This window comes from Chryseobacterium sp. UF-290 (genome assembly GCF_058245615.1).
On sequence record NZ_JBSICB010000006.1, the window covers coordinates 252,382 to 277,818 of the forward strand.

Annotated in this window: 21 protein-coding genes; 8 read left to right on the top strand and 13 right to left on the bottom strand. The window is 37.4% G+C overall.

Annotation, left to right across the window (positions count from 1 at the left end; all coding sequences use genetic code 11):
* Window positions 1-3: 3 nt before the first annotated feature.
* The 8 genes from AC4IF5_RS09810 to AC4IF5_RS09845 all read right to left on the bottom strand — a co-directional run bounded on the left by AC4IF5_RS09810 (window position 4) and on the right by AC4IF5_RS09845 (window position 10,331).
* Entirely contained in the window at window positions 4-567 is a 564-nt protein-coding gene (locus tag AC4IF5_RS09810) for a TlpA family protein disulfide reductase (protein WP_490734016.1), read from the bottom strand.
* Window positions 568-570: 3 nt separating this feature from the next.
* Window positions 571-1,038 (bottom strand): pyrophosphohydrolase domain-containing protein, encoded by a 468-nt coding sequence (locus AC4IF5_RS09815; RefSeq protein ID WP_490734018.1) that lies wholly within the window; start codon window positions 1,036-1,038, stop codon window positions 571-573.
* Between the two features lie 249 nt (window positions 1,039-1,287).
* Window positions 1,288-1,707, bottom strand: coding sequence for a hypothetical protein (locus AC4IF5_RS09820; protein ID WP_490734020.1), 420 nt, complete (start codon window positions 1,705-1,707; stop codon window positions 1,288-1,290).
* Between the two features lie 11 nt (window positions 1,708-1,718).
* Window positions 1,719-2,432, bottom strand: coding sequence for a hypothetical protein (locus AC4IF5_RS09825; RefSeq protein WP_490734022.1), 714 nt, complete (start codon window positions 2,430-2,432; stop codon window positions 1,719-1,721).
* Window positions 2,433-2,908: 476 nt separating this feature from the next.
* Window positions 2,909-5,143 (bottom strand): zinc-dependent metalloprotease, encoded by a 2,235-nt coding sequence (locus tag AC4IF5_RS09830; protein WP_490734024.1) that lies wholly within the window; start codon window positions 5,141-5,143, stop codon window positions 2,909-2,911.
* A 190-nt stretch (window positions 5,144-5,333) separates the two neighbouring features.
* The gene (locus AC4IF5_RS09835) at window positions 5,334-8,267 is read right to left on the bottom strand and encodes a reprolysin-like metallopeptidase (RefSeq protein WP_490734026.1); all 2,934 of its coding nucleotides are present in this window, start codon (window positions 8,265-8,267) and stop codon (window positions 5,334-5,336) included.
* Between the two features lie 411 nt (window positions 8,268-8,678).
* Window positions 8,679-9,176, bottom strand: a complete 498-nt coding sequence (locus AC4IF5_RS09840; RefSeq protein WP_490734028.1) for a DinB family protein — start codon at window positions 9,174-9,176, stop codon at window positions 8,679-8,681.
* Window positions 9,177-9,191: 15 nt separating this feature from the next.
* A complete protein-coding gene (locus tag AC4IF5_RS09845; RefSeq protein WP_490734079.1) occupies window positions 9,192-10,331 on the bottom strand; it encodes an acyl-CoA dehydrogenase family protein in 1,140 nt (379 codons plus the stop codon).
* 190 nt (window positions 10,332-10,521) lie between these two features.
* Between AC4IF5_RS09845 and AC4IF5_RS09850 the strand changes: the two genes are divergently transcribed.
* From AC4IF5_RS09850 to AC4IF5_RS09880, 7 genes are all read left to right on the top strand, one after another.
* Window positions 10,522-12,435 carry an endonuclease gene (locus AC4IF5_RS09850; RefSeq protein WP_490734030.1) on the top strand — a complete coding sequence of 638 codons (1,914 nt, stop codon included), beginning with the start codon at window positions 10,522-10,524 and terminating at the stop codon, window positions 12,433-12,435.
* Between the two features lie 373 nt (window positions 12,436-12,808).
* The gene (locus AC4IF5_RS09855) at window positions 12,809-13,414 is read left to right on the top strand and encodes a SatD family protein (RefSeq protein WP_490734032.1); all 606 of its coding nucleotides are present in this window, start codon (window positions 12,809-12,811) and stop codon (window positions 13,412-13,414) included.
* A 2-nt stretch (window positions 13,415-13,416) separates the two neighbouring features.
* Complete coding sequence (locus AC4IF5_RS09860) at window positions 13,417-14,112, top strand: DUF3307 domain-containing protein (RefSeq protein WP_490734034.1); 696 nt, start codon at window positions 13,417-13,419, stop codon at window positions 14,110-14,112.
* Window positions 14,113-14,148: 36 nt separating this feature from the next.
* Window positions 14,149-14,871: a phosphoribosylaminoimidazolesuccinocarboxamide synthase gene (gene purC, locus AC4IF5_RS09865; RefSeq protein ID WP_050020993.1), complete on the top strand. Its 723-nt coding sequence runs from the start codon at window positions 14,149-14,151 to the stop codon at window positions 14,869-14,871.
* A 97-nt stretch (window positions 14,872-14,968) separates the two neighbouring features.
* Window positions 14,969-15,091 (top strand): hypothetical protein, encoded by a 123-nt coding sequence (locus tag AC4IF5_RS09870; RefSeq protein ID WP_490734081.1) that lies wholly within the window; start codon window positions 14,969-14,971, stop codon window positions 15,089-15,091.
* Window positions 15,092-15,240: 149 nt separating this feature from the next.
* The gene (gene purF, locus AC4IF5_RS09875) at window positions 15,241-16,740 is read left to right on the top strand and encodes an amidophosphoribosyltransferase (protein WP_490734036.1); all 1,500 of its coding nucleotides are present in this window, start codon (window positions 15,241-15,243) and stop codon (window positions 16,738-16,740) included.
* 264 nt (window positions 16,741-17,004) lie between these two features.
* Window positions 17,005-17,952, top strand: coding sequence for a glycerophosphodiester phosphodiesterase family protein (locus AC4IF5_RS09880; RefSeq protein ID WP_490734038.1), 948 nt, complete (start codon window positions 17,005-17,007; stop codon window positions 17,950-17,952).
* A gap of 103 nt (window positions 17,953-18,055) precedes the next feature.
* On the opposite strand, the gene AC4IF5_RS09885 is transcribed toward AC4IF5_RS09880, so the two are convergent.
* From AC4IF5_RS09885 to aroB, 4 genes are all read right to left on the bottom strand, one after another.
* Window positions 18,056-18,763, bottom strand: a complete 708-nt coding sequence (locus AC4IF5_RS09885; RefSeq protein ID WP_490734039.1) for a porin family protein — start codon at window positions 18,761-18,763, stop codon at window positions 18,056-18,058.
* Between the two features lie 1,214 nt (window positions 18,764-19,977).
* Window positions 19,978-20,568: a porin family protein gene (locus AC4IF5_RS09890; protein WP_490734040.1), complete on the bottom strand. Its 591-nt coding sequence runs from the start codon at window positions 20,566-20,568 to the stop codon at window positions 19,978-19,980.
* Window positions 20,569-21,203: 635 nt separating this feature from the next.
* Entirely contained in the window at window positions 21,204-21,833 is a 630-nt protein-coding gene (locus AC4IF5_RS09895; protein ID WP_490734042.1) for a porin family protein, read from the bottom strand.
* A gap of 277 nt (window positions 21,834-22,110) precedes the next feature.
* The gene (gene aroB / locus AC4IF5_RS09900; RefSeq protein ID WP_490734043.1) at window positions 22,111-23,157 is read right to left on the bottom strand and encodes a 3-dehydroquinate synthase; all 1,047 of its coding nucleotides are present in this window, start codon (window positions 23,155-23,157) and stop codon (window positions 22,111-22,113) included.
* Between the two features lie 101 nt (window positions 23,158-23,258).
* On the opposite strand from aroB, the gene AC4IF5_RS09905 reads away from it, so the two are divergent.
* Window positions 23,259-24,440 carry a pseudouridine synthase gene (locus AC4IF5_RS09905; RefSeq protein WP_490734045.1) on the top strand — a complete coding sequence of 394 codons (1,182 nt, stop codon included), beginning with the start codon at window positions 23,259-23,261 and terminating at the stop codon, window positions 24,438-24,440.
* 215 nt (window positions 24,441-24,655) lie between these two features.
* Here the strand turns inward: AC4IF5_RS09905 and pncA are convergent, their stop codons facing one another.
* On the bottom strand, window positions 24,656-25,261 hold the full coding sequence (gene pncA, locus AC4IF5_RS09910) for a bifunctional nicotinamidase/pyrazinamidase (protein ID WP_490734046.1): 606 nt from the start codon (window positions 25,259-25,261) through the stop codon (window positions 24,656-24,658).
* Window positions 25,262-25,437 lie beyond the last annotated feature (176 nt).

The following is a 25,437-nucleotide window of genomic DNA, read 5'->3' on the forward strand; positions in this document are numbered from 1 at the left end:
AACCTATTTAAAAATTTCTTTGATGACAGAAGAATCATTTTTTTTCAGAATCTCAGCCAGATCTCTTTCAATATAGCCTGTAGTAGGCATTTCTACAATTCGTCCGGCCTCTTTTCCATACCTTTTCAGAATGATGGTAGGAACTTTCTGGATGTTGTAAAGGCTTTCGTCTCCGGTAGGAGATTCTTTTTTACGGTTCACAGCAATAATGGTCAGCTTACTATCCGGAAAGTTAACTTCCTCCAGGATTCTCATCAGTCTCGGAACGTCTCTGTGGCTGTCCTCACACCATGTTCCCATGAAAACAATAAGGTCATAAGATCCTATCTTTTCTTTTTTCAGTTCAGCAATAGCTTTCTGATCAAGAGTATATTCATCATGCTCCTTTACATACCAGTCTGCATAAGGTTCTTTTAAGAACTGATCTTTCAGCTGATGTCCCAAAAGCATTTTTCCATCCTTCTCAGTAGTAACCTCACGGTTTACCACTACTTTCTGAGCGCTGAATTGCTGGGCAGCTAAAAATAAGCTTGAAAAGGCAACAAGATTTGTAATAATTTTTTTCATATTTTATTTCTCAATAATTGATTTTAAATCAGCAGGAGAGTAGTATTTGTTTTTTAGTACCTTATGATCAGCCTGTCTGTATACATTGAATTTCTCACCAGACTTTTCATAAAAAGACTCTACCTCCTTTTCTTTGTAAAATTCAACAGTTTCCTTTGCCTGTTCTTCATTATCGCATGCTTTCGACATATTGGAACGCTGAACCTCGTTGAATAGTTCTACAAATTTATTGCCAAGTCCGAATTCAAGCACAGCACCACTCAAAACATACTGCAAATCACAAAGCGCATCAGCAATTTCTACAATATCATTGTCAGCAATCGCCTGCTTCAGTTCGTTCAGCTCTTCCTGCAGAAGTTCTACTCTGAGGTTGCATCTTTCGGGAGAAGGAATTTGTGGGGTATCTAAAATAGGGGCTTGGAAAGTAGTATGGAATTCTGCTACTTGGTTCAGACTATCAATTTTATCCATGAATTTTTTTATTTACCACAAAGATAGAAAAGGATTTGTAAAATGTAAAATCTATCATGCAAAATGTATTGATGAAGAAAGGATAGAGCCGTATTCTCTGATAATTTTTATACTCAATGTAACGCGTTCGCAGATCTTGCGGATCAAGCTGATGATTGTGCTGAAAATAAAAAATCCACAACTCAAAAATTGTGGATTTTCAGGTTTTTAAATCAATGAATTAAAAGATTCATTGACTGCATTCAAAAATTAGTCTAATTCTTCATACTTCCAGATCCCTGAAATGTTCAGTGCCGTCAATCCCGGCTGTCTTTCACCATAGCTGAACACACAGATGTATTTTGCGTGACAGGATGAACAACCGGTTCCAAAATATAAGGTTGGCAGATTATTGACAGTTAGCTCACCAAAGTGCGACATCATTTTGGACGTTTCTGAAACCATTCCGTTTTTTAGCAATTCATTTTTGGAAAGCACTTTATTTTCCTGATAGATTTGTAAAATTGGGAAACCGGAATTATAGGGAATAATTTCAATGGTATTTTCATGGCCGCAATCACAGCAGGTGAATGTAGTGACTGCGGCTGGAATCATCTCATCATTGATGAAACTGCTTTTAGCAGTAAGCGCTTTTTTATGAATGCTTATTTTGTTTGATATTGAATACATCTGAATTTTATTTAGGGCTCAATAACCGTGCCTACTAAGTTAGGATATTTTCCGCTGGGGCTCTTTTTGATGGTTATTTTTATATATCCTTCTTCTGCCAATTTATTCCATGTTTTCTGATAGCCGGTTGTAATATCGATCGGGATCTTCCACATCGTTTGCTTTCCCTTTCCTGCCTGATCGAACCATGGAATAATGTCCGCTGTTTGCGTTTTGAACTGCATGGCATTATTCAGCACATCAATCTCGTAATAAAAATCGTATTTGTCTTCAGTCTGATTTAAAGCTCTTTGAGTAAAAGTATAAACATATCCGTTGATGATAGGGCTTGTAAAGCTTCCTCCCAAAGTAGGAACACCGGTTCCGTTATAACTGCCTACGGCACCGCTATACCTGTCAAATTTCTGCCCGGCCTGAAGCGGAACATCATCAACAATATTGTAGCCGCCATTGGCAGGTGGCCATCCGCCATTAAGATTATTGGCTTTAAAAAGAGCTTCCAGCTCACTCCATTTACCTTGCTTATACAATTCGAAAATCTGGTTTCTGACAGCAGCACTTACAGCACCGCCTGGGTCATAGGTTTCTGCCAGTTCATCCGCATTTTTGTAGAATACCGTCGTAACGTCACCAGGAGGATTGATTTCTTCTTCCCGGTCTGAACTACAAGCTACCGAAAACAAAGTCACGGATAAAAAAAAGAAGTACTTAAATAAATGTTTCATATAAAAAATTTTAAATTATTTTAAAAATTTAACAAGGTATCAGAAGGGCGGTATGCTCAGAGACCTCTTTGAAACATAATTTCTTTTTAATGATCTGTCAAAGTGCTTTCTTTATAAAGTGATGGTAACCGGAGAGGTTGATAGTGGGGTTCTATAGATGATTTTTCTAATATCATCAAAGAAATAGAATCAATAGAGGCAGCAGGATCTTCAATCATAAAAATGATTGTTGTATCCCTACAATACCAACTGGGTAAACAGTACAATAAAAGGATTTTATCAGGTGATAAAATTAAATTAAAAAACTCAAATATCTGTAATTTTATTTTAAAGAAAATATTTTATTTAAAATTAATTACATTAATAAATTGATTTTTAATGATATTTTACGTTTTTTATTTTTAAATAGCGATTCAAAAATACCCATAAAAAAAGCTGCCCGTTAAGACAGCTCATTTAATTTAATTCAATTTCATTTATTTTTTAATGAATCTTTTGGCAAACTTTTCAATTTGAATCACATAAGTTCCTTTTACCAGCTTGCTTACATTGACGGTTCCGCCCTGAAGGTTTCCTTCACTCACCAGTTTACCGGACATATCGTAGACCTTATATTCTTCCGAATTGGTATTGGAGAGGGTCAGGATATCTTTTACAGGATTTGGATACAGTTTGATTTCAGTTGATTCTGCCGCTGAAGTTTCAGTGATCGATTTTCCATTAGGGGAAGTTACTGAAATATTGGCATTGTTCACATCGAAGAAAATATGATTACTTCCTTTTACCATGATCCTTCCTGAATTTGTTAAACCAATTGGAATGGTAACAGCCTGTGTACCATCATTTGGAGTTCCGGCTAATAGAGTAGTCCATGTATTTCCATTGTCAGTAGACCATAGAATATCAACATTAGCAGTATTGATGCCGTTCGATGTGGTTCCGGCTACATTCCAGGTTACGGTCTGTGAGCTTCCTCCAGGATAAGTAACGGCATTATTTTGTGAAGTGACGGTAAAAGGACCTGCCGCCGCAGTAACAGTTATCTTTGTATCATCCGAATTATTCCCCGCACCTCCGGCTCTGTTATCCCGGACTGTCAATCTGAAGTTCAGAGTTCTGGCCACTGAGGATAGCGCCTCAACATTTATTTCCGTCCCTGCAGTGGTAGTTGCCCCTGCTAAAACAGAGGACATTTTTGGAAAATATCTCACCGGTGAAGATGAAGGTGTCCAGGATCTGAATGTAGGCCCTGCTGTTTTGGTTGCTGTAGCTGCGGAATTAGAACCTGTCTGGGAAGAAGTTCCTTTATCCATCTGTTCCCAGATATAGGTAAGAGCATCTCCGTCTGCATCCGTTCCGGAGCCTGTGAGTATAAAAGGCGTGCTTTTAGGAATTGTATAATCCGCTCCGGCATTGGCTGTAGGAATCGAATTTCCTGTAGATGTATTGGCAGAACACGTTTTTGATTTAATATTATTTGTTATCTGCTCAATGCTCAGGGCATGAAAAAACGGATCTGAATTTTTCTGAATATCATAGTTGGTAATCCCTGCATATCCCATAATGGTAGATCCGGATCCCGGTTCAACCGGCTTCAGATCTGTCTGGGTAGTATAGGACCATGTATGGTTCCCTCCGAACTGATGCCCCATTTCATGGGCAACATAATCTATGTCAAAGGTGTCTCCTGATGGAATAGCATTGGCCGGGGAAGTATATCCGCTTCCTTTATATGCACTGGGATAAGTAATTCCCTGATATACATAAGTCGACATATCATTACTGCATATACATCCTATACATCCGGCATTACCTCCGCCGCCATCTCTTCCGAAAAGATGTCCGATATCAAAATTGGCATTGCCGATAGTCGAATTTAAGGTATTCATCAATTGAAGATTCCAGTTATCCATCTGAGAGGATGGAGAATAAGGATCGGTTGCTCCGTTGGTATAAATTACAGCATCATTATTGGCAATCAAAACCATTCTTGCCGCAAAATCTTTTTCAAAAATGCCGTTTACACGGGTCATGGTATTGTTCATTGCGGCTAAAGCCTGAGCTTTAGTTCCTCCAAAATAAGAAGCATACTCTCCGGTACAGGAAAGTGCCAGCCTGAATGTTCTCAGTGTGGAATCGTTGGCATTTTTGGCAACGGCAGCATTGGAAGTTCCTTTTTGTGCTGTTTCAAGTACTGTACATTCAAATTGATTTAAACTGTCCTTTCTATCTGATTTTTTGTATACGACATATGTTGACAGGTCCTGAGTATAAGGCTCAATAAAGACTGCGGATTTATCTCCGTAAATTTCCATAGAGGAGAGTCCTAAAGATGAAATACTGAAATAGACCGTTGAAGCAGGATCTTCAATACCTTCGCCAACGTAAGATTTAATATCCGGGTATTTTGCAGCCAGCTCAGGATCAAAATTTGAATTTTCTGTGACTTTAAAATGCTCCATCTTTCCTGATGAGCCTGGAAAAGAAATGATGATCTCCGATTTTTCTGTTAATCTCTTAGGTGCCCGTGCTAATGTGCTTTTCAGACTATTGATATCCAGGCGGTAAAGTTGAGGATTATCAATGTTTGACATATTTTCGAAAATAGAGGAAGATGTTCTCTTGGAATCCGGGCTCCATAGCTGATCTGTTTGTGCAAAAGAAATACCTGACAGAGCCAGCATTCCCATCATGAATAATTGTTTTTTCATATAAGTGTGTATTTTTTGTGCCAGGCCAAAACTAATAAAAAAACAGGAAAAAAAACACCTTTTTAAAAATAAAATTTCACCCTGAATCCCTTATGGATATTGGGAATGTTTATAATTTTCACACAAAGTAGTGAAAAATAAAAAACTGTCCTACAAAGGACAGTTTTCACATTGTTTATTTTAAAGTTTATTAGTTTTTAATGAATCTCTTGGCTGTTTCTCCGATCTGCAACATATAAGCTCCTTTGATCAGGCTGCTTACATTAACGGAACCTCTTTGAAGTTTTCCTGAGTCGATCAGTTTTCCTCCCATATCGAAAATTTTATACTCCTCCGAAGTTGTATTTGAAATATGCAGTACGTCTTTTACCGGATTAGGATAAAGCTTGATATCTGTGATCAGATCTTTTGTTTCTGAGGTAACGGCTCTTCCTGAAGACGTAATATTAAGGGTATAATCTTCAACCTGTCCATATGTGTACGTTTCACATGATGAAGTTGGAATTGAGCTGTATTTCATCATAACTCTCATTCTTGTTGACCCTACAGCAGCTGTAGACGGAATTGTAATAGATCCTGTAACAGGAGTCGTTGTAGAACCCGCTTTTGTCCAGGCTAGTTCTCCACTGTCTGTAAAGTCACCGTCACCGTTATAATCAATATAAACAGCATACGCTTCACTATACTTTGTAGATGTCCAGACCGGAGTTATAGAAATTGTATAAGTGCTTCCTTTCGTTACATTGGTAGAAATAGAAGTGAAGTTTTCATAACCCGCTGTACCTGTTGACGTATTGTTGATCGTTCCGAATTTTACATTTCCGATTCTTTCGTCAGAAGTATTGGTTGCTGAAGCTGAACAATACGTCACGGTTCCGCCTCCTGGAAGAGTCGTCACATTCACTGTATTGCTTGAAACTGAAGTGTTTCCTGCTGCATCTTTTGCTTTCACAGAGAAAGAATAGGTTGTAGAAGGGGTTAATCCTGTTACGGTGTAGGTAGTTGAAGCCGTAGAACCGATCAGTGAGGCTCCCTGATATACATCATATCCCGTAACACCTACATTATCTGTAGCTCCTGACCAGGAAAGATTAGTGCTTGTAGAAGTTGTTCCCGAAGCTGCAAGGGTGGGTGCTGTAGGAGCGATGGTATCAGGTGTTCCCGATCCTGCATTTACAGAGATATTAGCATTATTTACATCAAAGAAGATATGATTGGATCCTTTTACCATGATTCTTCCGGTCGTTGTAGTCACATTAGGAATAGTTACGGCTTGTGTACCATCATTTGGAGTTCCTGCCAATAGGGTAGTCCATGTATTTCCGTTGTCTGTTGACCAAAGGATATCTACATTGGCTGCATTGACACCGTTTGCCGTAGTTCCGGCTACATTCCAGGTAACGGTTTGAGAGCTTCCTCCGGCATAGGTAGTTGCTGAGTTTTGAGAAGTTACGGAAAACGGTCCTGCGGTTCCGTTAACAGTGATCACAGCATCATCGGAATTGTTTCCTGAACCTCCGGCTCTGTTATCCCGCACTGTAAATCTGAAATTTAATGTTCTGGCGACTGAAGGAAGCGCTTCTACTGTAATTTCCGACCCTGCCGTAGTTGTTGCCCCTGCTAATATGGAAGCCATTCTTGGGAAATATCTTACCGGAGAAGTGGTAGGGGTCCATGATCTGAAAGTAGGACCTGTGGTTTTTGTAGCGCTGGCAGCGGAGCTTGATCCTGTCTGGGAAGAAGAAGCATTGTCCATCTGTTCCCAGATATACGTTAAAGAATCACCATTGGCATCAGTTCCCGTACCGGTCAGTACAAATGGAGTTCCTTTTGGAATGGTATAATCCGCACCTGCATTAGCGGTTGGAATTGAGTTCCCTGTGTTTGTGCTTACCGGGCAGGTTTTGGCTTTAATATTATTAGTGATCTGCTGAATGCTTATTGCATGGAAGAATGCGTCAGAATGCGGCTGAACGTCCTGGGAGGTAATTCCGGCATATCCCATAATGGTAGATCCTGAACCTGGTTCCATGTTCACGCCGGTACCTTCATTTCCGTGGGAGAACGTATGGTTTCCGCCGAACTGATGTCCCATTTCGTGGGCCACATAGTCAATATCAAAATTATCTCCCGAAGGAATGGCATCTGCCGGAGAAGTATATCCTCTTCCTTTTGATCCGTTGGTACAGATACAGCCGATACAGCCCGCATTTCCTCCACCTCCGGATGCTCCGAATAAGTGCCCGATATCATAATTCGCTTCACCGATTACAGAAGTCAGTGTGCTCTGCAGCTGAGAATTCCAGCTGCTCATTCCTGAAGCGGAAGAATAGGGGTCTGTAGAAGCATTGGTATAGATGACAGCATCGTTATTGGCGATCAGAACCATTCTTGCGGCAAAGTCTTTTTCAAAAACACCGTTTACACGGGTCATGGTATTGTTCATTGCGGCTAATGCCTGTGCTTTTGTACCTCCGAAATAGGCAGTGTATTCTCCTGTACAGGATAAAGCCAGCCTGAATGTTCTTAGCTTCGCGTCGTCAGCATTAGGTCTTGCTGCAAGATCAGAGGCTGACACACCTTTCTGCGCAGCGTCCACTACAGTACACTCAAATTTGTTAAGATCATCTTTTTTATCAGACTTTCTGTATACAACGTAAGTGGAAAGATCTTTGGAATAAGGTTCAATAAATACAGCGGATTTATCACCATAAATTTCCATTGACGATAATCCAAGCGGGGAAACACTGAAATAAACAGTAGAATTCGGATCGTCAAGGCCTTCGCCTACATACGATTTGATGTCCGGATATTTTGCTGCCAGTTCAGGGGCAAAATTGGAATTCTCTCTTACTTTGAAATTTTCCATTCTCCCTTCAGAGTTTGGAAAAGAAATGATGATTTCTGATTTTTCGCCGGCTGCCAGTCTTTTAGGAGCTTTTGCCAGTACATTTTTCAATCCTTCGATATTTAAGCTGTATACCTTTGGATTGGCAATGCCTGATTTGTTTTCAAAGATCTCTGATGACGTTTTTCTGGAGCTTTCAGACCAAAGACGGTCGGTCTGTGCGAAAGAAATACCGCTAATAAGGAGCATTCCAATCAGGGTTAATTGTTTTTTCATATTAAATATAAGTTTTGATTGTGGAATATCAAAGCTAATAAAAAATATGTTACAGAAAACAAAAATATTTAAGAAAAATTTTGACTATGAGTTTATTGTATTATGTAATACATTAAATATAATTGAAATACTCCGATTAATAAAAGGAAAGTGAAATAGTAAAAATGAATTTTGTATTAGAAAAAAAATTAAAATCAGAGTTAAATTTTATTATTTTCTGAAAATGAGACATTTATATTTTGAAATTTTTGAGAATTCATTAATAAAATCCGGAGATTATTCTTAGTGTCCGTATGTATATTTTTCGTTCAAAATTGTCCTGGTGAAAATTTTTTCTTTGTAGTTAAAACACAAATAAGGCTGTTTCCAACTTGAAACAGCCTTTGTTTTATCATGATAAATAATATTCAGTTACCTCCTGTCATCAGCAGTAGGTCCGTAAAGTCCGGGAACTTTATTGCCGGTTGATCTTAAATAAACCACCAGCTCACCTCTGTGATGATACAAATGATTGTACAGAAAACCTCTCACCACCTGAATTCTTGGAGCAGGAGGGAAAAGAATATTACCATTCATTTCCATTTTCCATTCATTGAAATAAGTGGATTCATCAGAGTTTTCCAGCGCTTTCTGTGCTTTGGCAACATTTTCTTCAAATTTGGTAAGGATATTTTCAGCTTTGGAAATATCTCCTTTGTCATACTCATATTTTCCCATATCAAAAGTATCCTGATTGAAAGTGGAGTCGTACCAGTTGTATATTTCGGCAATATGAGAGGCAAGCTGGCCGGTTGTCCAGTTCTTTTCAGACGGTTTCCAGTCCAGAGCGCTGTCGGGGATTGCTTTTAAAATTTTCCTGGTGTTTTCCGCCTCATACAGAAATTCACCTAAAAGTGCCTGTTTAATCATTTGTATAAAGTTCGGTTATTTTGTAATATCTCTTCCTATTACCAATCTCTGGATCTCAGAAGTTCCCTCACCAATAGTACAAAGCTTGGAATCTCTGTAGAATTTTTCAGCAGGGAAATCTTTAGTATATCCGTAACCTCCGAAGATCTGAACGGCGTTATTGGAAATCCTTACACAGGCTTCAGAAGCATATAGTTTTGCCATAGCTCCTTCTTTAGTCATTTTCTGCTTCGCATTTTTCAAGGTTGCAGCTCTTTGGATAAGCAGTTCTGCCGCATCGATTTCTGTTGCCATATCAGCAAGCATGAAGTTGATGGCCTGGAATTCAGAGATTGATTTTCCGAACTGGTGTCTTTCTTTAGCATATTTTAAAGCAGCCTTATAAGCTCCTCTTGCTGTTCCCAGACTTAGGGCAGCGATAGAAATTCTTCCGCCATCCAAAATTTTCATAGCCTGCTTGAAACCTTCACCTACTTCTCCCAAACGGTGAGAATCCGGTACGCGTACATTATCAAAAATAAGTTCCGCTGTTTCGGAAGCACGCATTCCCAGTTTGTTTTCTTTTTTCCCGGAAGTAAAACCTGGCATTCCTTTTTCTAAAACAAAAGCGGTAGAATTGTTTTTGGCTCCTTTTTCTCCTGTTCTTGTCATGACCACAGCGATATCTCCAGAGATCGCATGGGTAATAAAGTTCTTCGCTCCGCTGATGATCCACTCATCGCCATCTTTTACAGCAGTAGTAGACATTCCTCCTGAGTCTGAACCTGTATTATGTTCTGTCAGCCCCCATGCTCCGATCACCTTTCCGGAAGCCAGCTGTGGAAGCCATTTGTTTCGTTGCTCCTCGTTTCCAAACTCATAGATGTGGTTTGTACACAGAGAATTGTGTGCCGCTACAGAAAGACCGATTGATGGATCTACCTGAGAAATTTCGTCAAGAATAGCCACATATTCATGATATCCCAAACCGGAACCGCCGTATTGCTCAGGAACCACAATCCCCATAAATCCCATTTCGCCTAATTGATGAAACAGGTCTTTTGGAAATGTCTGGCTTTCATCCCACTCCATAATATTCGGTCGGATATTCTTCTCTGCAAATTCTTTAGCTGTCTCCGCTATCATTTTGATGTTGTCAATAGTCTCTGTATTCATATAGATAATAGTTAGTTCCCAAAGATAACCAAATTGACGGAATGCTAAAAAAATTATTTCACTCATACTGTTTTATCCTCAATATTCTATATTTCAATTTCTTATATTTTAATATTTAATGTTTTATTAATAAAATATTCAGTCTTTTCCATTTTTTATTTCACTATTTTAGTCCCCCAATTTTTAAGGCATGAAAAAAATTCTACTTCCTCTTATTTTAATTTCCTCTTATATATCTGCGCAGGCTCCTGCCGGATATTATGACGGGACAGCGGGACTGACAGGCTATGCACTGAAATCGAAACTTCATGATATTATTTCGGAGAAAACGATTAACTGGCATTATGATGATCTTCCGGGGCTCTATAGCCAGACTGATCTTGATAGGTATTATGATCATGATGCGTCCAATACCGAATATCTGCTGGACATTTACTCGGAAATACCTTCAGGTCCGGATGCTTATGAGTATAAGGTAGATCAGCTGATAGGCAGTACCAGCGCAGAAGGTCAGGGATACAACAGGGAACATATGATGCCGCAAAGCACATTCAGTACAAGCTCTTCAATCAGTGATTACCCCATGTATTCGGATCTGAACTTTATCATTCCTGTTGACGGATATATTAATCAAAGACGAAATAACTATCCTTATGGAATGGGAGGAAATACCAACTTCTATAATTTTACCAATGGCTCCAGAATGGCTAATGCGGCTATTCCCAATTATCCATATACGGGGAGAGTATATGAGCCTATTAATGAATTTAAAGGAGATATTGCGAGAACATTGCTTTATTTCGCGGTAAGATATGAAGGGAAATTAGGATCATTTAATACTGCTTACAGCACGTCAGCGAATATCACGCCTGCCACGGATCAATGTCCGCTTGACGGTACAGAAGAGAGAGCGATCGATCTTCCTTATATAGCAATGCTGAAACAATGGAGCGCTTTGGATCCTGTTTCGCAAAGAGAAATAGACAGGAATAATGCTATCTATACAATACAGAAAAACAGGAATCCGTTTATAGATCATCCTGAATGGATTGATATGATCTGGTCTGAAACTCCGGATGCTATAGCGCCTGCGGCTCCGGGATCACTTAGTTCGTCTCAGCAAAATGCTTATTTTGTCAATCTGAACTGGGTGGCTTCTCCTGACACAGATGTATTGGGATACAGGGTTTATATGAATGGCTCAACCACTCCTGTGGCTATTACAAAAGAAACTTCAATAAGTATAGATCATCTGAATCCTTCTACCACCTATACTTTTAGTGTAAAGGCTTTTGACAAAGGGTATCTGGAGTCGCCGTTCAGCAATACGGTTACAGCTACCACTTTAGATTCAGACTCGTATGCCAAAGATCTTATTATTACAAAGTACATATCAGGAACCAACAATAACGTAATTAAGAATAATGCCTTAGAAATCATTAATAAAACAGGGCATGAGGTTAATTTGAATAATTACAGGATTAATGTCCAGATGAAAAATCCTAATACCGGATCTTTTTATAATGCTGATACTTATGAACTGGAAGGTAAAATAGGAAACAACGAAACTTTTGTTATTTTGAATCCAAAGGCAACCTTATCGTGCTATACCAGTGATCAGGCAAAATTTGTTACGGCTTCTGATCCTATGAGGTTTTCCGGAGAAAACTATGTAGAGCTTGCTTATAACAAAACGGTTACTGTAGATGCTATAGGGGTGAAATATACTTCTAATAATAATGGTAATGTATCTTTATACAGGAAAAATACCATCAATCAGCCTGCCGGTACATTTGATATCAATCAATGGGATTCTTATCCTTCCAATTACTGTCAGAACCTGGGCGGTACATTGTCTGCCGTAGAACCGATTGCTTCTAATGATCAATTTAAAATTTACCCGAATCCGGTTGATGACAACCTTTATGTATCCGGAGCAACGGAGAAAGTAAAAATAGCTCAAATCATAGATCTTTCCGGAAAAGTAATTTATACAGAGAAAGATCCGTTCAGAAATAAGAAAAACATTTCTGTACAGGGAATTCCTGTTGGGATGTATATATTAAGGCTGGATGATAAGGCAGAGCAGTTTATTAAGAAATAGACTAAGAATAAATATTGTTCTTACATCATATTAAACCTAACAGGTTTTTAAAACCTGTTAGGTTTATTTATATAACAATTAGCCCTGATAGAAGCGGTTACCCCGCAGCATGAAATGGGAAAGGAAGAGGAGCGAGAAGTATGAGCGGATAGCAGGAAAAAGCTTCTAAAAACAAAAAAAGAATTAAGACCAACTAATCGTAAAAATTTTCATCAGTCTTTTTGTCTTTTCGCAATTTTACGATTGTACTAAAGCTTTTAAAAACCTTATATTTACCACATAATCGATATAAGCAGATTCACTAATAATCAATATCTATAAGTGTTTTTGCTTATATTTTTTATTTATAAGTAATTATGCTTATATTTGCAGTATGATAGCGGTCATTACCGGGGATATTATAAATTCACAGCATGCGGACACTGAAGTTTGGATTACCAAGCTTAAAAATCTTCTCGAAACCTGGGGAAGCACTCCTGACACATGGGAAATCTACAGGGGAGATGAGTTTCAGTTCAAATGCAGTATTGATTCCGTTTTCTGGCATTTTCTAGCCATAAAATCTCTTATTAAAAGTCTGGAAAACCTGGATGTAAGAATAGCTATAGGCATAGGTGAGGAGAGTTTCTCTTCAGAAAAGATCACTGAATCTAACGGAACCGCTTATGTAAACTCCGGAAGATTGCTGAACGACCTGAAAAATGACGGTCATACCGTTGCGATCAAAACGTCCAGCGATTCTTTAGACAGAGACCTTAATATCCTGCTGAAATGGTCTTCCAAGGATTTTGACAACTGGACTATGGCTACGGCAGAGATCATCCATGAAATGATCATGAATCAGGATATTACCCAGGAGGATCTTGCCAAAAGATTTGCTATTTCACAGTCTTCCATCAGCCAGAGACTGAAACGAGCCAACTATGAGCTCATCGTGGAAACCAACCAGTATTTCAGAAAGAAAATCTCAGAACTATAAGCATGATCTTTATCAAACTCATATTGGCACATCTACTCGGAGATTTTATACTTCAGCCAAATTCATGGGTTGCAGATAAGGAAAACTATAAACTGAAAAGTAAGTTTTTATACTTTCATGTTCTGATTCACACCGCTTTAAGCCTTATTCTCCTTTGGGATTTACAGCTTTGGTGGGTTGCCGTGTTGGTTGGGATTACCCATTTCATTATTGATGCGGCAAAGCTTCAGTTCCAGAATGTAAAAACGAAAAAAAGATGGTTTTTCATTGACCAGCTGCTTCATGTCCTGGTTATTGCAGGAGTATCTTTTTATTTCGATGAGTTTAATTTCAGCTTTTTACAAAACCAGAAATTTTTAAAGATAGGTATGGCAGCTTTGTTTCTGACAACACCGGCTTCTATTTTTATCAAAATACTCTTGTCATCATGGACGCCCGCTCCGGATGGCCCCAATAATATTCAAACCGAATCTTTAACAAGTGCCGGGAAATATATCGGAATTTTAGAACGTCTGCTGGTATTCACCTTTATTATGGTGAACCACTGGGAAGGTGTAGGTTTCATGGTGGCTGCCAAATCTGTATTCAGGTTCAGCGACCTTGCACAGGCAAAACAGAGAAAGCTTACGGAATATGTATTAATTGGTACACTCCTGAGTTTTGGGCTGGCTGTCTTAACAGGAATAATAATACAATAAATCAATAAATCTAACTACAATTTAGAAAGTAAAATTATGAGTCAAAAGAAAGAAATGTTGTACGAGGGGAAAGCAAAACAAGTATTTGCTACCGATAATCCTGATGAAGTAGTAGTACGTTTCAAAGACGATGCTACAGCATTTAACGCTCAAAAGAAAGGTCAGGTAGACCTGAAAGGGGAGATGAACAACGCCATCACTACCCTTATTTTTGAATACTTAAATGAAAAAGGGATCAAAACTCATTTCATCAAACAATTGAACGAAAGGGAGCAGCTGGTAAGAAAAGTATCTATCATTCCTTTGGAAATGGTAGTGAGAAACTATTCTGCAGGAAGTATGGCGCAAAGATTAGGAGTGGAGGAAGGAATCAAATCTCCGGTAACCATCTTCGATATCTGCTACAAAAAAGACGAATTGGGAGATCCGCTTATCAATGATCACCATGCTGTTTTCTTAGGGGCCGCTACTTATGAAGAGCTTGACGAGATGTATGAATTAACTTCAGACATCAACGAAATCCTTATTGACCTTTTTGATAAAATTAATATCATCCTGGTTGACTTCAAGATCGAATTGGGTAAAACTTCAGACGGTGAGATCATCCTTGCAGACGAAATTTCTCCGGATACCTGCAGACTTTGGGATAAAGATACAATGAAGAAGCTTGATAAGGATAGATTCAGAAGAGACTTAGGAGAAGTTACTGAGGCGTATGTTGAGATCTACAACCGTCTTAAAAATTTACTTGGGAAATAAATTTTAGAAATTAGTATGAAATCGCATCGGATAAAGGGATCTGAAGGTTTGTACTCCAATCCCAATCAGAAGATGTGCTGTTTCAATACCCTCTAATATTGCTGAAGGGGCCGGAAGAAATAATAAAAGAGTTTTGCCAATTTCCCGGAATTGCGTTTGGGTCTACTATGAATCGCAAACTCAGATTCGAGTTATGTTTGACTTAAAGTTTTATTGCTGAAACCCAAATAGCTCCCTTAAAGGAACTTTTAGCTGAAATTCAAAAAAATGATTTATTCATTAAAAGCAAGTTTAAAATTATAATTGAAGTTAACTTAGACTAATTTCTAACATCTAATATCTAACTTCTAATCATTAGAAAAAATAGAAATGAAAAGTTTAGACATTCATAAAAGTGAATATTTAAAACAGTTTGAAAACCAGGTTTACGGAAGGAATCTTTTCAGAACTCAGGAAGAGGAAAGACTGGATGCTCCCAACGAAGAATGCGGGATCTTCGGATTGTACTCGGATAATGATCTGGATACGTTCTCTCTTTCACAGTTCGGGCTTTTTGCATTACAGCACAGAGGCCAGGAAGCTTGTGGTATTTCCGTTCTAAAGGATGGGAGGATCACCAATATGAAGGATGAAGGACTGGTTTTAGATGTTTATAAAGACATTAAGGAACCTGAAGCTTTTATGGGAAATTCTGCGATCGGACACACCCGTTATACGACTGCAGGAGATAAAAAGAAATATAACTTCCAGCCATTTTTCGCCAAAAACGAATATGACCAGATTATACTTTCTATAGCACACAATGGTAATCTTACCAATGCGAAAGAACTGAAGGCGGAATTAGAAGCTGAAGGCGTGGTTTTCAGAGCAACTTCCGATTCTGAGGTTATCCTGAGACTTATCCAGAAAAACCTTGATCTGGGTCTTCGTGGAGCCATCAAAGCTACTATGGAGAAAATTGAAGGCGCATATTCCGTAGTGGGAATGACAAGAAATAAGTTCTTTGCTTTCAGGGATTTCAATGGAATCCGTCCGTTGGTTTTGGGAGCAATAGATGAGAAGTCCTATGTAGTGGCATCAGAATCTGTTGCACTGGATGCCGTAGGAGCACAATATGTACGTGATATCCTTCCGGGTGAGATCATTTACACCAATGAGAATGAACCCGGAAAACTTCAGTCTTATATGATGGATGAAGCCAAAGGGAAACAAAGGATCTGTTCTTTTGAATACATTTATTTTGCAAGACCTGACTCTACCTTAGAAAACATTAATGTTTACGAGATCAGAGAAAAATCTGGAGAGAAAATCTGGGAGCAGTCTCCGGTAGATGCTGATCTTGTTATTGGAGTTCCGGATTCCGGAGTTCCGGCTGCTATTGGTTTCTCAAAAGCTTCAGGAATCCCTTTCCGTCCTGTTCTGATCAAGAACAGATATATCGGAAGGAGTTTCATTGTTCCTACCCAGGAAATGAGAGAAAGGGTGGTTAACCTTAAGCTGAACCCGATCATTTCCGAAATGAAAGATAAGAGGGTCGTGATTATCGATGACTCTATCGTTCGTGGAACAACATCCAAAAGACTGGTGAAGATCTTAAAGGATGCAGGGGTGAAAGAGATCCACTTCAGAAGTGTTTCTCCGCCGATCATTGCTCCATGCTATCTGGGAATTGATACTCCGTCAAAAGATGATCTGATCTCTGCGAATATGTCTACGGAAGAGCTCAAAAATTATTTGGGAGTAGATTCCTTAGAATTTTTAAGCATAGATAATCTTAAGGATATTTTAGGATCTGCCAACCACTGCTTCGGATGTTTTACAGAAGAATATCCGGTAGGAAAAGGAGAGGAGGTAGAATTATTCAATTAATTTTATTTTCAATATAACAAATGAGCCAGGTACATTCACCTGGCTTTTTTATTACACAAGATATTTTTATATGTTATTCAGGGGAAGGAGGAAATCTCAGAGATTCTTCATTCCGCTTTTAAACCACGTTCGCAGCCTTCAAGCCTGTATTCAGAGTGACATGCCTTCTTTCACGGTATCATATAAATGTAGCAAAAGCTTAATATTCCGGTATTATACAGTATATATGCAAGTTTTAATTTTATAGGATTAAAATTTGAGGATATGAAAAACATATTTTTTGCAGGCATTCTTATTGTGTGGACTCAGCTATGTTCCGCACAATCGTTTGATAAGCAGGCGCACCGGGGAGGAAAATCCCTATACCCCGAAAATACAGTTCCGGCTATGAAGAATGCTTTGAAAATGAATGTTACTACGCTGGAAATGGACCTGGCCATTACAAAAGATAAAAAGGTCATTCTTTCCCACGATGCTTTTCTTTCCCCTGAGCTGATTACCAAACCTGACGGAACCTATATTCCAAAAGATTCCGGGTTTTATTATAAAATTTATGATATGCCCTATGCAAAGATCCAAACCTTTGATGTAGGCTTAAAAAAACTCAGCAATTACCCCGATCAAAAGAAAATGAAGGCCCGTAAACCTCTTTTCTCGGAAGTAATAGATGTCTGTGAGAGCTATTCCCGTGAGCTGAAAAGACCGTTGCCTTTTTACAATATAGAAACCAAAACCCGTCCTTTCTCTGATAATATCTTTCATCCGGAACCGAAAGAGTTTGTAGATCTGATGATGAAGATCATTATGGAAAAAGGGATACAGGACCGGGTGATTATTCAGTCTTTTGATCCGAGAACCCTGGAAATCATCCACAAGGAGTATCCCGGGATAATGACCGCTTTACTGGTAGAGAAAGTGGATGATAAAAAGCTGGCACAGCAGCAGGCCCATTTCAATAATATACCGGCAGAGAAATTCAAGCTATATCCTGATCATCTGAGTGGTGTGGCGGGAGATATGAAGTTTCTGAGCTTTACTCCAACCATTTATAGCCCGGATCATACACTCGTAACTTCGGAATTGGTACAGGAATGTCATGCGTTAGGTATGAAAGTAATACCCTGGACCGTTAATTCTAAAGAGCGGCTAAAGGCATTGAAAGAAATGGGAATAGATGGAGTGATCAGTGATGATCCAAGGATATTTGAATAAACCTTTATAGATTAATGATAAAAATAGCCTGAAGAATTTCTTCAGGCTATTTTGTATAATGCAGAAATCTGCATCCGGGTTAAAAAATTGGTTTCTTTTTTGATTAGAACTTATAGTTAAGACCTAACTGGAATACTCTGTTGTTGTTTTCAGCAGCAGGTCTGCTTTTATCGATCTTTGTCAGGCTGTTTGTATATCTTGCACTGATCCCGATATTATTGGTAATATCATATCCTAAACCAAGACCTAAACCAATGTTGTATTTATTGATATTATCTTTATTAAGGTCTTCAGAATGAGATTGCGTTGTAGTGGTAGTAACCCCTCCTGTAGTGCTTGATACAGTCGCTTCTCCCTTGGTTTTACCGTTGATGAAGTAGCTGAACTCAGGTCCTGCTTCGATATAGAAATTATCCACAGGTCTCATCTGAAGCATTAAAGGAACTGAAATATAGTTCATAGTAACTTTATTTTCTCCTTTAGTTTTTACCGTAGTATCTCCTGTTGTAGTCTCTGTAGAATAAGCGACATCTCTTGCTCCCATCTGGTTATATAATACTTCCGGCTGAAGGCTGAATTGTTTAGAGATTGGAATATTAACAAACGCACCTGCATGGAAACCAAGTTTCTGGCTGTTCATCCCAAACTTCTGCTCACTGAAATAAGCAGAGTTTCCACCCGCTTTAATACCGAATCTAACCGGCTGAACATCTTTTTTAAGAGGTGATGCATTTACTGTTTTTGTTTCTGTTTCTTGAGCGAAAGCTAATGTACCAGCAGTTAATGCTAATCCTAAAAATAACTTCTTCATAATTTTATTTTTTAATTTTACTATTTGCTTTTTTAGAATGATTTATCAATCAGACTTGAATTATTTTGCAAATTGCTTGCCAAAGTTGAAAAAGTCTTATTTTAAGGCCTGTCGCAAAGATTTTTATTATGATTTTATTTTATGCTTTTAACTGTTTTTTATATGAAAACTTATCATTAAGATCATTTTTTTGAAAACATTTTAAAACTAAAAAAGCTTTTATGTGTATAATTTAAATAAGCGATAATTTAAAATAATAAAGCTGTTTAAACTTTTCCAATGCCCCCAAAAAAGCCCCAAAAAGATTAAACGCTTAAGTTGTTTTTAAGTCACAAGCTTGCTGCACAATAAGTACACCTGAGCTTTATGAAAATCTTTGATTTTCTTCTTATGTGAACTTTTTATACAGTATCATTTTAAACTAACTTAAGTGGACTTAAGTGTTTAGAATAAAAGCTTTTTCAAGTCAAAAAATAGCTATGATTCAACCGAAAGAACAAACTCACATTCATATGGCTGTATTCTCTTCATGATCCGTTTTCAACTTGTCCGGTATATGCGAAAAAATCAGGCCTAAATGAATAAACCTGACTTTTTCTATTGAAATCAAAATGTATTTTTATTATTTTTCCACTCTTTATTTCAAGCGTTTACTTTACTACAGTGATCAAAATAGAAGCTGATGGATCTATATTCCGATCTTTGAAGGGTAAATTGGGGTTAAAAAACCGGATCAACATATCTTTCCTGAGGAAAACCGGAAACTGTAAGCTGGAAACGTTTGGAATAGGGTACAACTGATACACAAAACACAAATTTCTTGCCAAACGTTAAAATTTTCCAAAAAAAATGCTGTGGTTTTTCTGTTCTTATTATAAAGCTGTTTAAACTTTTCCAATGCCCCCCAAAAAAGATTAAACACTAAGTTGTTTTTAAGTCACAAGCTTACTGCATAATAAGTATACTTGAGCTTTATGAAAATCTTTGATTTCCTTCTTATGTGAACTTTTTATACAGTATCATTTTAAACTAACTTAAGTGGACTGAAGTTGGTTAGAATAAAAGCTTTTTCAAGTCAAAAAAATAGCTATGATTCTTATGAAAGTTTAAACAAATTCTATATATATTGAAATATAAAAAATAAAAACCGGATTAAATAAATAATCCGGTTCTATGAATATAAAATTTGTTATCAGTGAAGATTAAACCAGTGATTAGAATTTGTAAGCTAAACCAACCTGGAATACTCCGTTTTTAGATTTGTCTTCAGAAAGATCAGGTCTGTTCTTTAAAACATCCGTTAAACCTGCAACGTATCTTGCGCTAACTCCGATATTTTGTGTAAAATAATATCCTGCACCAAGACCAAGACCAAAATCAAAACCTTTAAACAGATCTTTAGCGTCTACAGAGCTTGACTTATACTTCAGTTTTGAATTGATCAGAAAGCTGAACTGAGGTCCTGCTTCAAGATATAAGTTAGGTAAAGCATTATACTGAAGCATTAATGGAACTGAAATATAATCTAAATTTACTTTTACATCACTATCTTCTTTAGCTTTTGCGCCCATTCCACTGTATAATACCTCTGGTTGAAATGAGAAGTCCTGAGATACAGGGATATTGGCAAATACACCTCCATAGAATCCTGCTTTAGAATTGGAATCACTATCAGAAAGGCTGGAAATATTAAGACCGGCTTTTACACCAAATCTAGCAGGGGATGAATAAGCAGTAGAAGCTGTCTTCTGAGCGAAAGTAAAAGTACCGGCTACAAGAGCAAGACCTAAAAGAATCTTTTTCATAGATATTTTATTTAATAGTTATTTTAAGTTTTATTTAACATTTTGTTAACTATCAAATAATATGCCAAAAAAATAAAATTAAGATTCAGACTATATGTAAGTGTCTATATTTAATGATTTTACACTTTAAATAACTAAAAAAATATTTGTTTTTAAAATTTTTATATTGATAACTTTTTGATTCCTTTAACATAATTTACCATTTAAAGGCTTAAAAAATCAAAAAATTAAGATGTCAGCTGCCATCGTTTATACCTATCTATTTACCGCCATTGCATTAATAAATAGCTCATTCATTCAAAGTCAATACAAAGATGGCTGTGCTAAATGATACAGTCATCTGTTGAAGTATCAGCTTATTTGGAAAATATAATATTTAGAGCTTGTTTAAATTTAAATTGCTAATCATTTTGTATAATTAATTGAACGCTTTATTTTTTTATTTTCCCGCAGATTTTGCTGATTCAGCAGATCATTATTCGTAAATCAAATCAGCGGGATTTGCAAAATCAGCGAGAAATAATATTTTAATACAAATTTAAACAGGCTCTTAACCGTTGGATAAAAAAAGACCAGACTAAAATTAATCTGATCTTCTTTATTGAATATAAAAATTTGTTAGTGAATGGGTAAGCTTATTTGAATTTATAAGCTAATCCTACCTGGAATACATTATTTCTGATAGCATCAGATCCGCCAGGTCTGTCTTTTGCGATGTCCGTTAGACCGGCAACATATCTGGCTGTGATTCCTAAGTTTGGAGTGAAGTAATATCCTGCACCCAGACCGATACCAAAGTTGAATGTACTTAAATTATCTTTGTAATTATCAGTAGTGGATGACTGTCCGGTAGATTCATTTTTGAATTTGTTCTTAGCACTTACCATAAACCCGAATTCCGGTCCAGCCTCTAAATAAAGGTTAGGAAGCGCATTATACTGGAACATTACCGGTACTGTAATATAATCTAACTTAGTAGAAGCCGAATATTTTGTTCCCGCTAAAGTATAGTCTGATTTATTACCATATTGTGAGTATAATACCTCCGGTTGGATGCTGAATGAAGTCGCTACTGGGATGTTCGCAAATACACCTGCATTGAAACCGATTTTAGATTTCTGATCATCTAAACCACTGTCTTTTGAAAGTGAGGATACGTTCATTCCTCCTTTTACCCCAAATGATACCGGGCTGGAAGAAGTTGTCTGTTGAGCGAACGCTAATGTTCCTGCAGTTAATGCTAATCCTAAAATTAACTTTTTCATAACTTTAAATTTTTAATTTTTTACTCTTTCTTAATTTTAAATTTTACTACTTGTCAACATTTTCAGTTGAACGCAGAGTATCTTTCAAATTGCTTGCCAAAAACATTTTTCATGAGTAAAATCAATAAAAAAACCATTTGATATACAAATGGTTTTATATTTAGTATTCTGATTTACAGCAAATTAAAAACTTAATTAAACATTTGTTTAGAAAAGATCTAAATTGACAATTTTGTCAAAACCGATCTTAAAATCAGATAATTTACTGAATTTCATATCAGGCGTCATTCAGTTTTCTGTAAAAATGGATGGCTTCAAGGATGTTTTTCTGGCTGCACTGATGATCATAGGTACATGAGCCAATTCCGGAAAGCAGGGAAAAGTTGATCTTGCTATCGGTATTCTTTTTATCATTCATCAATAATGCGGTAATATCTTCATCCTTAAAATCGCTGATATCTAAATAAGGATAATATCTCTGGATGTTTTCAATGATTATTTTAGAATCTTCTTCAGAAATAAGGCTTTCAAGATAAGCAAGATGGGCTTCTGCGATCATCCCCATAGCTACCGCCTCTCCGTGAAGGATAGGGTTTTCCTGCTGCAGGCATAAGCTTTCAACAGCATGGCCTATGGTATGTCCGAAGTTCAGTGTTTTTCTGATATCCTTTTCATGGAAATCTTTTTCCACCACATCCTGCTTGATATCCATAGAGGTCTGAATATGGGGAGTTACAGAGGCTACGTCAAGCTTATGAATCTGAATCAGCTGATCCCAATGTGCTTTATCAGCAATCAATCCGTGCTTCAGCATTTCTGCAAAACCGCTTCTCAGCCCTTTGAAAGGTAATGTTTCTAAAAACTTCGGATAAATAAAGATCTGTTCCGGGAATGCAAAGGTTCCTACCATATTTTTATAATGCATCAGGTCAATTCCTGTTTTACCTCCTATGGAAGCATCACACATGGATAAAAGGGTAGTAGGGATATTGATGAACTGTATCCCCCTTTTATAGGTAGAAGCTACAAAACCGCCCATATCTGTGATCACACCGCCTCCCAGGTTGATGACCAATGCTTTTCTGTCCGCCTGCATCTCTGTAAGAATTTCCCAAAGCTGATTGGCTGTCTGAATATTTTTCATTTCCTCACCGGCTTCAATCTCCAGGATTTCAAATCCAAGATCTGTCTCCATATTTCCTAAAAGAACAGGAAGACAGTACTCATGAGTATTTTCATCCACCAGAATAAAAATTTTACTGAAAGTTTTTTCATGAAGGAAATCGTTCAGCTGGGAGAATTTATCGTCTAATATTGTTATCATCTTCAATTGTATGTAAAGTTAAAAAGTAAACTATACTGCAAAGTTATGATTCTTAATTTTTAACTCGTAACTAAATTACTATCTTTGCAGAAATTTTTAGAATGAGCAGAGATAATAATAATTCAGACAGACCAAAGAGACCAAGAATTTCAACCAAGAAAAGTTCTGATGATTCTCGTGCTTCCAGATCTGGAAATTCTTCAGGATCAAAACCTTTTAAGAAAACCTTTTCTAAAGACGAAGGACGAAAAGGCCCCGAACATAAAGGATCCAATTCAAAATTTGAAAAGAAACCTTTCAAAAGAAATACGGACAGCTTCGAAAGTTCCAGTGAGGATCTGGGTTCAAAATCTGAGAGAAAGCCCTACATCACGAATAAAAGTGAGAGCTATGAGAGAAAATCTTTCGGAAAACCTAAAAGAGGCGGGAAAAATTTCGATACAAGAGATAAGTATGAAAGAGGCAGTCTGAAATACGGAAGAAGACCCTCTAATGGCGAGGACAGAAATGATGACAGAGCAAAGTCTTTTGTACAGAAGAGAAGGCTGAATAAAATCGAAAAGGATGTCCATAAAGACAGCATCCGTCTTAATAAGTATATCGCCAATTCCGGAATCTGCAGCAGAAGAGAAGCTGATGAGCTGATCACGCAGGGACTTGTGGAAGTCAACGGAAAGGTAGTAACCGAAATGGGTTATCAGGTGCAGAAAACGGACAGAGTTGTGTTTGACGGACAAAGCATTACTCCGGAAAAGCCTGTTTATGTACTTTTAAATAAGCCAAAAGGGTATATTTCCACGACAAAAGACGATAAAGCAAGAAAGACCGTAATGGATCTTGTAGCCAACGCTTCTCCGTACAGACTTTTCCCTGTCGGAAGATTGGACCGTTCCACAACAGGGGTTATATTGCTGACAAATGACGGCCACATGACTAAAAAGCTGACGCATCCGTCTTTTGATGCTAAAAAGATCTATCATGTAACACTGGATAAAAAACTTACAGGAGAAGACTTACGTCTTATTGCTGAAGGGATTCGTCTTGATGAGGGAGTAGCCGTTGTTGATCAGATCTCCTATATTGAAGGAAAACCTAAAAATGAGATCGGTATTGAGATCCATATCGGATGGAACCGAGTGATCAGAAGAATATTCCAGAGATTAGGATATGAAGTGGAGGCTTTAGACAGGGTAATGTTTGCCGGTTTAACAAAGAAGAATATCAAGAGAGGACACTGGAGAATCCTTACAGAACTGGAAGTGAATAACCTTAAAATGCTTTAGAATAGTGATGAATTATGAATTTTTAGGTTCAGGCTTATAATTGATTTCATTCTTTTTACACTATATTTTAAGATAATTAAAAAGCGCAGAATTTTCTTCTGCGCTTTTTGTTTATGCTTTATATAATATAAATAGCTTTATATAATATAAATATATAAGTTGCGGAATCTGAAAGCTCAATATTGTCAAATACTTATCATTCACCATTAAAATGATTATCCCAGTACTGTTACTCCTTTCTGAATCATTTCATAGATCGCGTCTCTGCCGTTATCAGGCTTTACATTTACGGCACGGGTTCCGTTGAAATGTAAGCAGGTAACATATCCATTAGCTACAGCATCCAAAGCCGTGAATTTTACACAATAGTCCATTGCCAGGCCTACAATTTCCACCAGCTGAATGTCATGATATTTCAGGAAATCATCCAATCCGGTCTTCATAAAGTGGTTATTATCCTGAAAACCACTGTAGCTGTCAATTTCAATATTTTTTCCTTTTTGTATGATGTGGGTTACTTTTTCCTGGTTCAGGTCTTTATGGAATTCCGCTCCAAAGGTTCCCTGAATACAATGATCCGGCCACATAAACTGAGGAACGCCGTTCAGAATAATACTCTCTCCAACTTTTCTTCCATTGCTGCTGGCGAAACTTTTATGTCCGGCAGGATGCCAGTCTTGTGTCAGAACAACCTGATCATATTCATTTTCTTCCATCAGAAGATTGATGTAGGGAATAATTTCATTCGCTTCCGGTACTGCAAGTGCTCCGCCTTCACAAAAATCATTCTGTACATCGACTATTATTAACGCTTTTTTCATATTTAGATTTCTCGAATTTTTGATAAATTTACAAAACTAATTGGCAAAAATTTGTCCAAAATAAAATTATCGGACAAATCGGCAATATAAATTCTTAATACTGATGGAATCAGGACTTAGAAGGTAAAATAACTGAACTTTGTTTTATTAAGTATCGTGTTTTTGGGGTATAAACC

What these genes read in the sequence shown, in the direction of transcription:
- AC4IF5_RS09810 (WP_490734016.1), bottom strand. Translation starts at nt 567, where the DNA reads ATGAAAAAAATTATTACAAATCTTGTTGCCTTTTCAAGCTTATTTTTA.
- AC4IF5_RS09815 (WP_490734018.1), bottom strand. Translation starts at nt 1,038, where the DNA reads ATGGATAAAATTGATAGTCTGAACCAAGTAGCAGAATTCCATACTACT.
- AC4IF5_RS09820 (WP_490734020.1), bottom strand. Translation starts at nt 1,707, where the DNA reads ATGTATTCAATATCAAACAAAATAAGCATTCATAAAAAAGCGCTTACT.
- AC4IF5_RS09825 (WP_490734022.1), bottom strand. Translation starts at nt 2,432, where the DNA reads ATGAAACATTTATTTAAGTACTTCTTTTTTTTATCCGTGACTTTGTTT.
- AC4IF5_RS09830 (WP_490734024.1), bottom strand. Translation starts at nt 5,143, where the DNA reads ATGAAAAAACAATTATTCATGATGGGAATGCTGGCTCTGTCAGGTATT.
- AC4IF5_RS09835 (WP_490734026.1), bottom strand. Translation starts at nt 8,267, where the DNA reads ATGAAAAAACAATTAACCCTGATTGGAATGCTCCTTATTAGCGGTATT.
- AC4IF5_RS09840 (WP_490734028.1), bottom strand. Translation starts at nt 9,176, where the DNA reads ATGATTAAACAGGCACTTTTAGGTGAATTTCTGTATGAGGCGGAAAAC.
- AC4IF5_RS09845 (WP_490734079.1), bottom strand. Translation starts at nt 10,331, where the DNA reads ATGAATACAGAGACTATTGACAACATCAAAATGATAGCGGAGACAGCT.
- AC4IF5_RS09850 (WP_490734030.1), top strand. Translation starts at nt 10,522, where the DNA reads ATGAAAAAAATTCTACTTCCTCTTATTTTAATTTCCTCTTATATATCT.
- AC4IF5_RS09855 (WP_490734032.1), top strand. Translation starts at nt 12,809, where the DNA reads ATGATAGCGGTCATTACCGGGGATATTATAAATTCACAGCATGCGGAC.
- AC4IF5_RS09860 (WP_490734034.1), top strand. Translation starts at nt 13,417, where the DNA reads ATGATCTTTATCAAACTCATATTGGCACATCTACTCGGAGATTTTATA.
- purC (WP_050020993.1), top strand. Translation starts at nt 14,149, where the DNA reads ATGAGTCAAAAGAAAGAAATGTTGTACGAGGGGAAAGCAAAACAAGTA.
- purF (WP_490734036.1), top strand. Translation starts at nt 15,241, where the DNA reads ATGAAAAGTTTAGACATTCATAAAAGTGAATATTTAAAACAGTTTGAA.
- AC4IF5_RS09880 (WP_490734038.1), top strand. Translation starts at nt 17,005, where the DNA reads ATGAAAAACATATTTTTTGCAGGCATTCTTATTGTGTGGACTCAGCTA.
- AC4IF5_RS09885 (WP_490734039.1), bottom strand. Translation starts at nt 18,763, where the DNA reads ATGAAGAAGTTATTTTTAGGATTAGCATTAACTGCTGGTACATTAGCT.
- AC4IF5_RS09890 (WP_490734040.1), bottom strand. Translation starts at nt 20,568, where the DNA reads ATGAAAAAGATTCTTTTAGGTCTTGCTCTTGTAGCCGGTACTTTTACT.
- AC4IF5_RS09895 (WP_490734042.1), bottom strand. Translation starts at nt 21,833, where the DNA reads ATGAAAAAGTTAATTTTAGGATTAGCATTAACTGCAGGAACATTAGCG.
- aroB (WP_490734043.1), bottom strand. Translation starts at nt 23,157, where the DNA reads ATGATAACAATATTAGACGATAAATTCTCCCAGCTGAACGATTTCCTT.
- AC4IF5_RS09905 (WP_490734045.1), top strand. Translation starts at nt 23,259, where the DNA reads ATGAGCAGAGATAATAATAATTCAGACAGACCAAAGAGACCAAGAATT.
- pncA (WP_490734046.1), bottom strand. Translation starts at nt 25,261, where the DNA reads ATGAAAAAAGCGTTAATAATAGTCGATGTACAGAATGATTTTTGTGAA.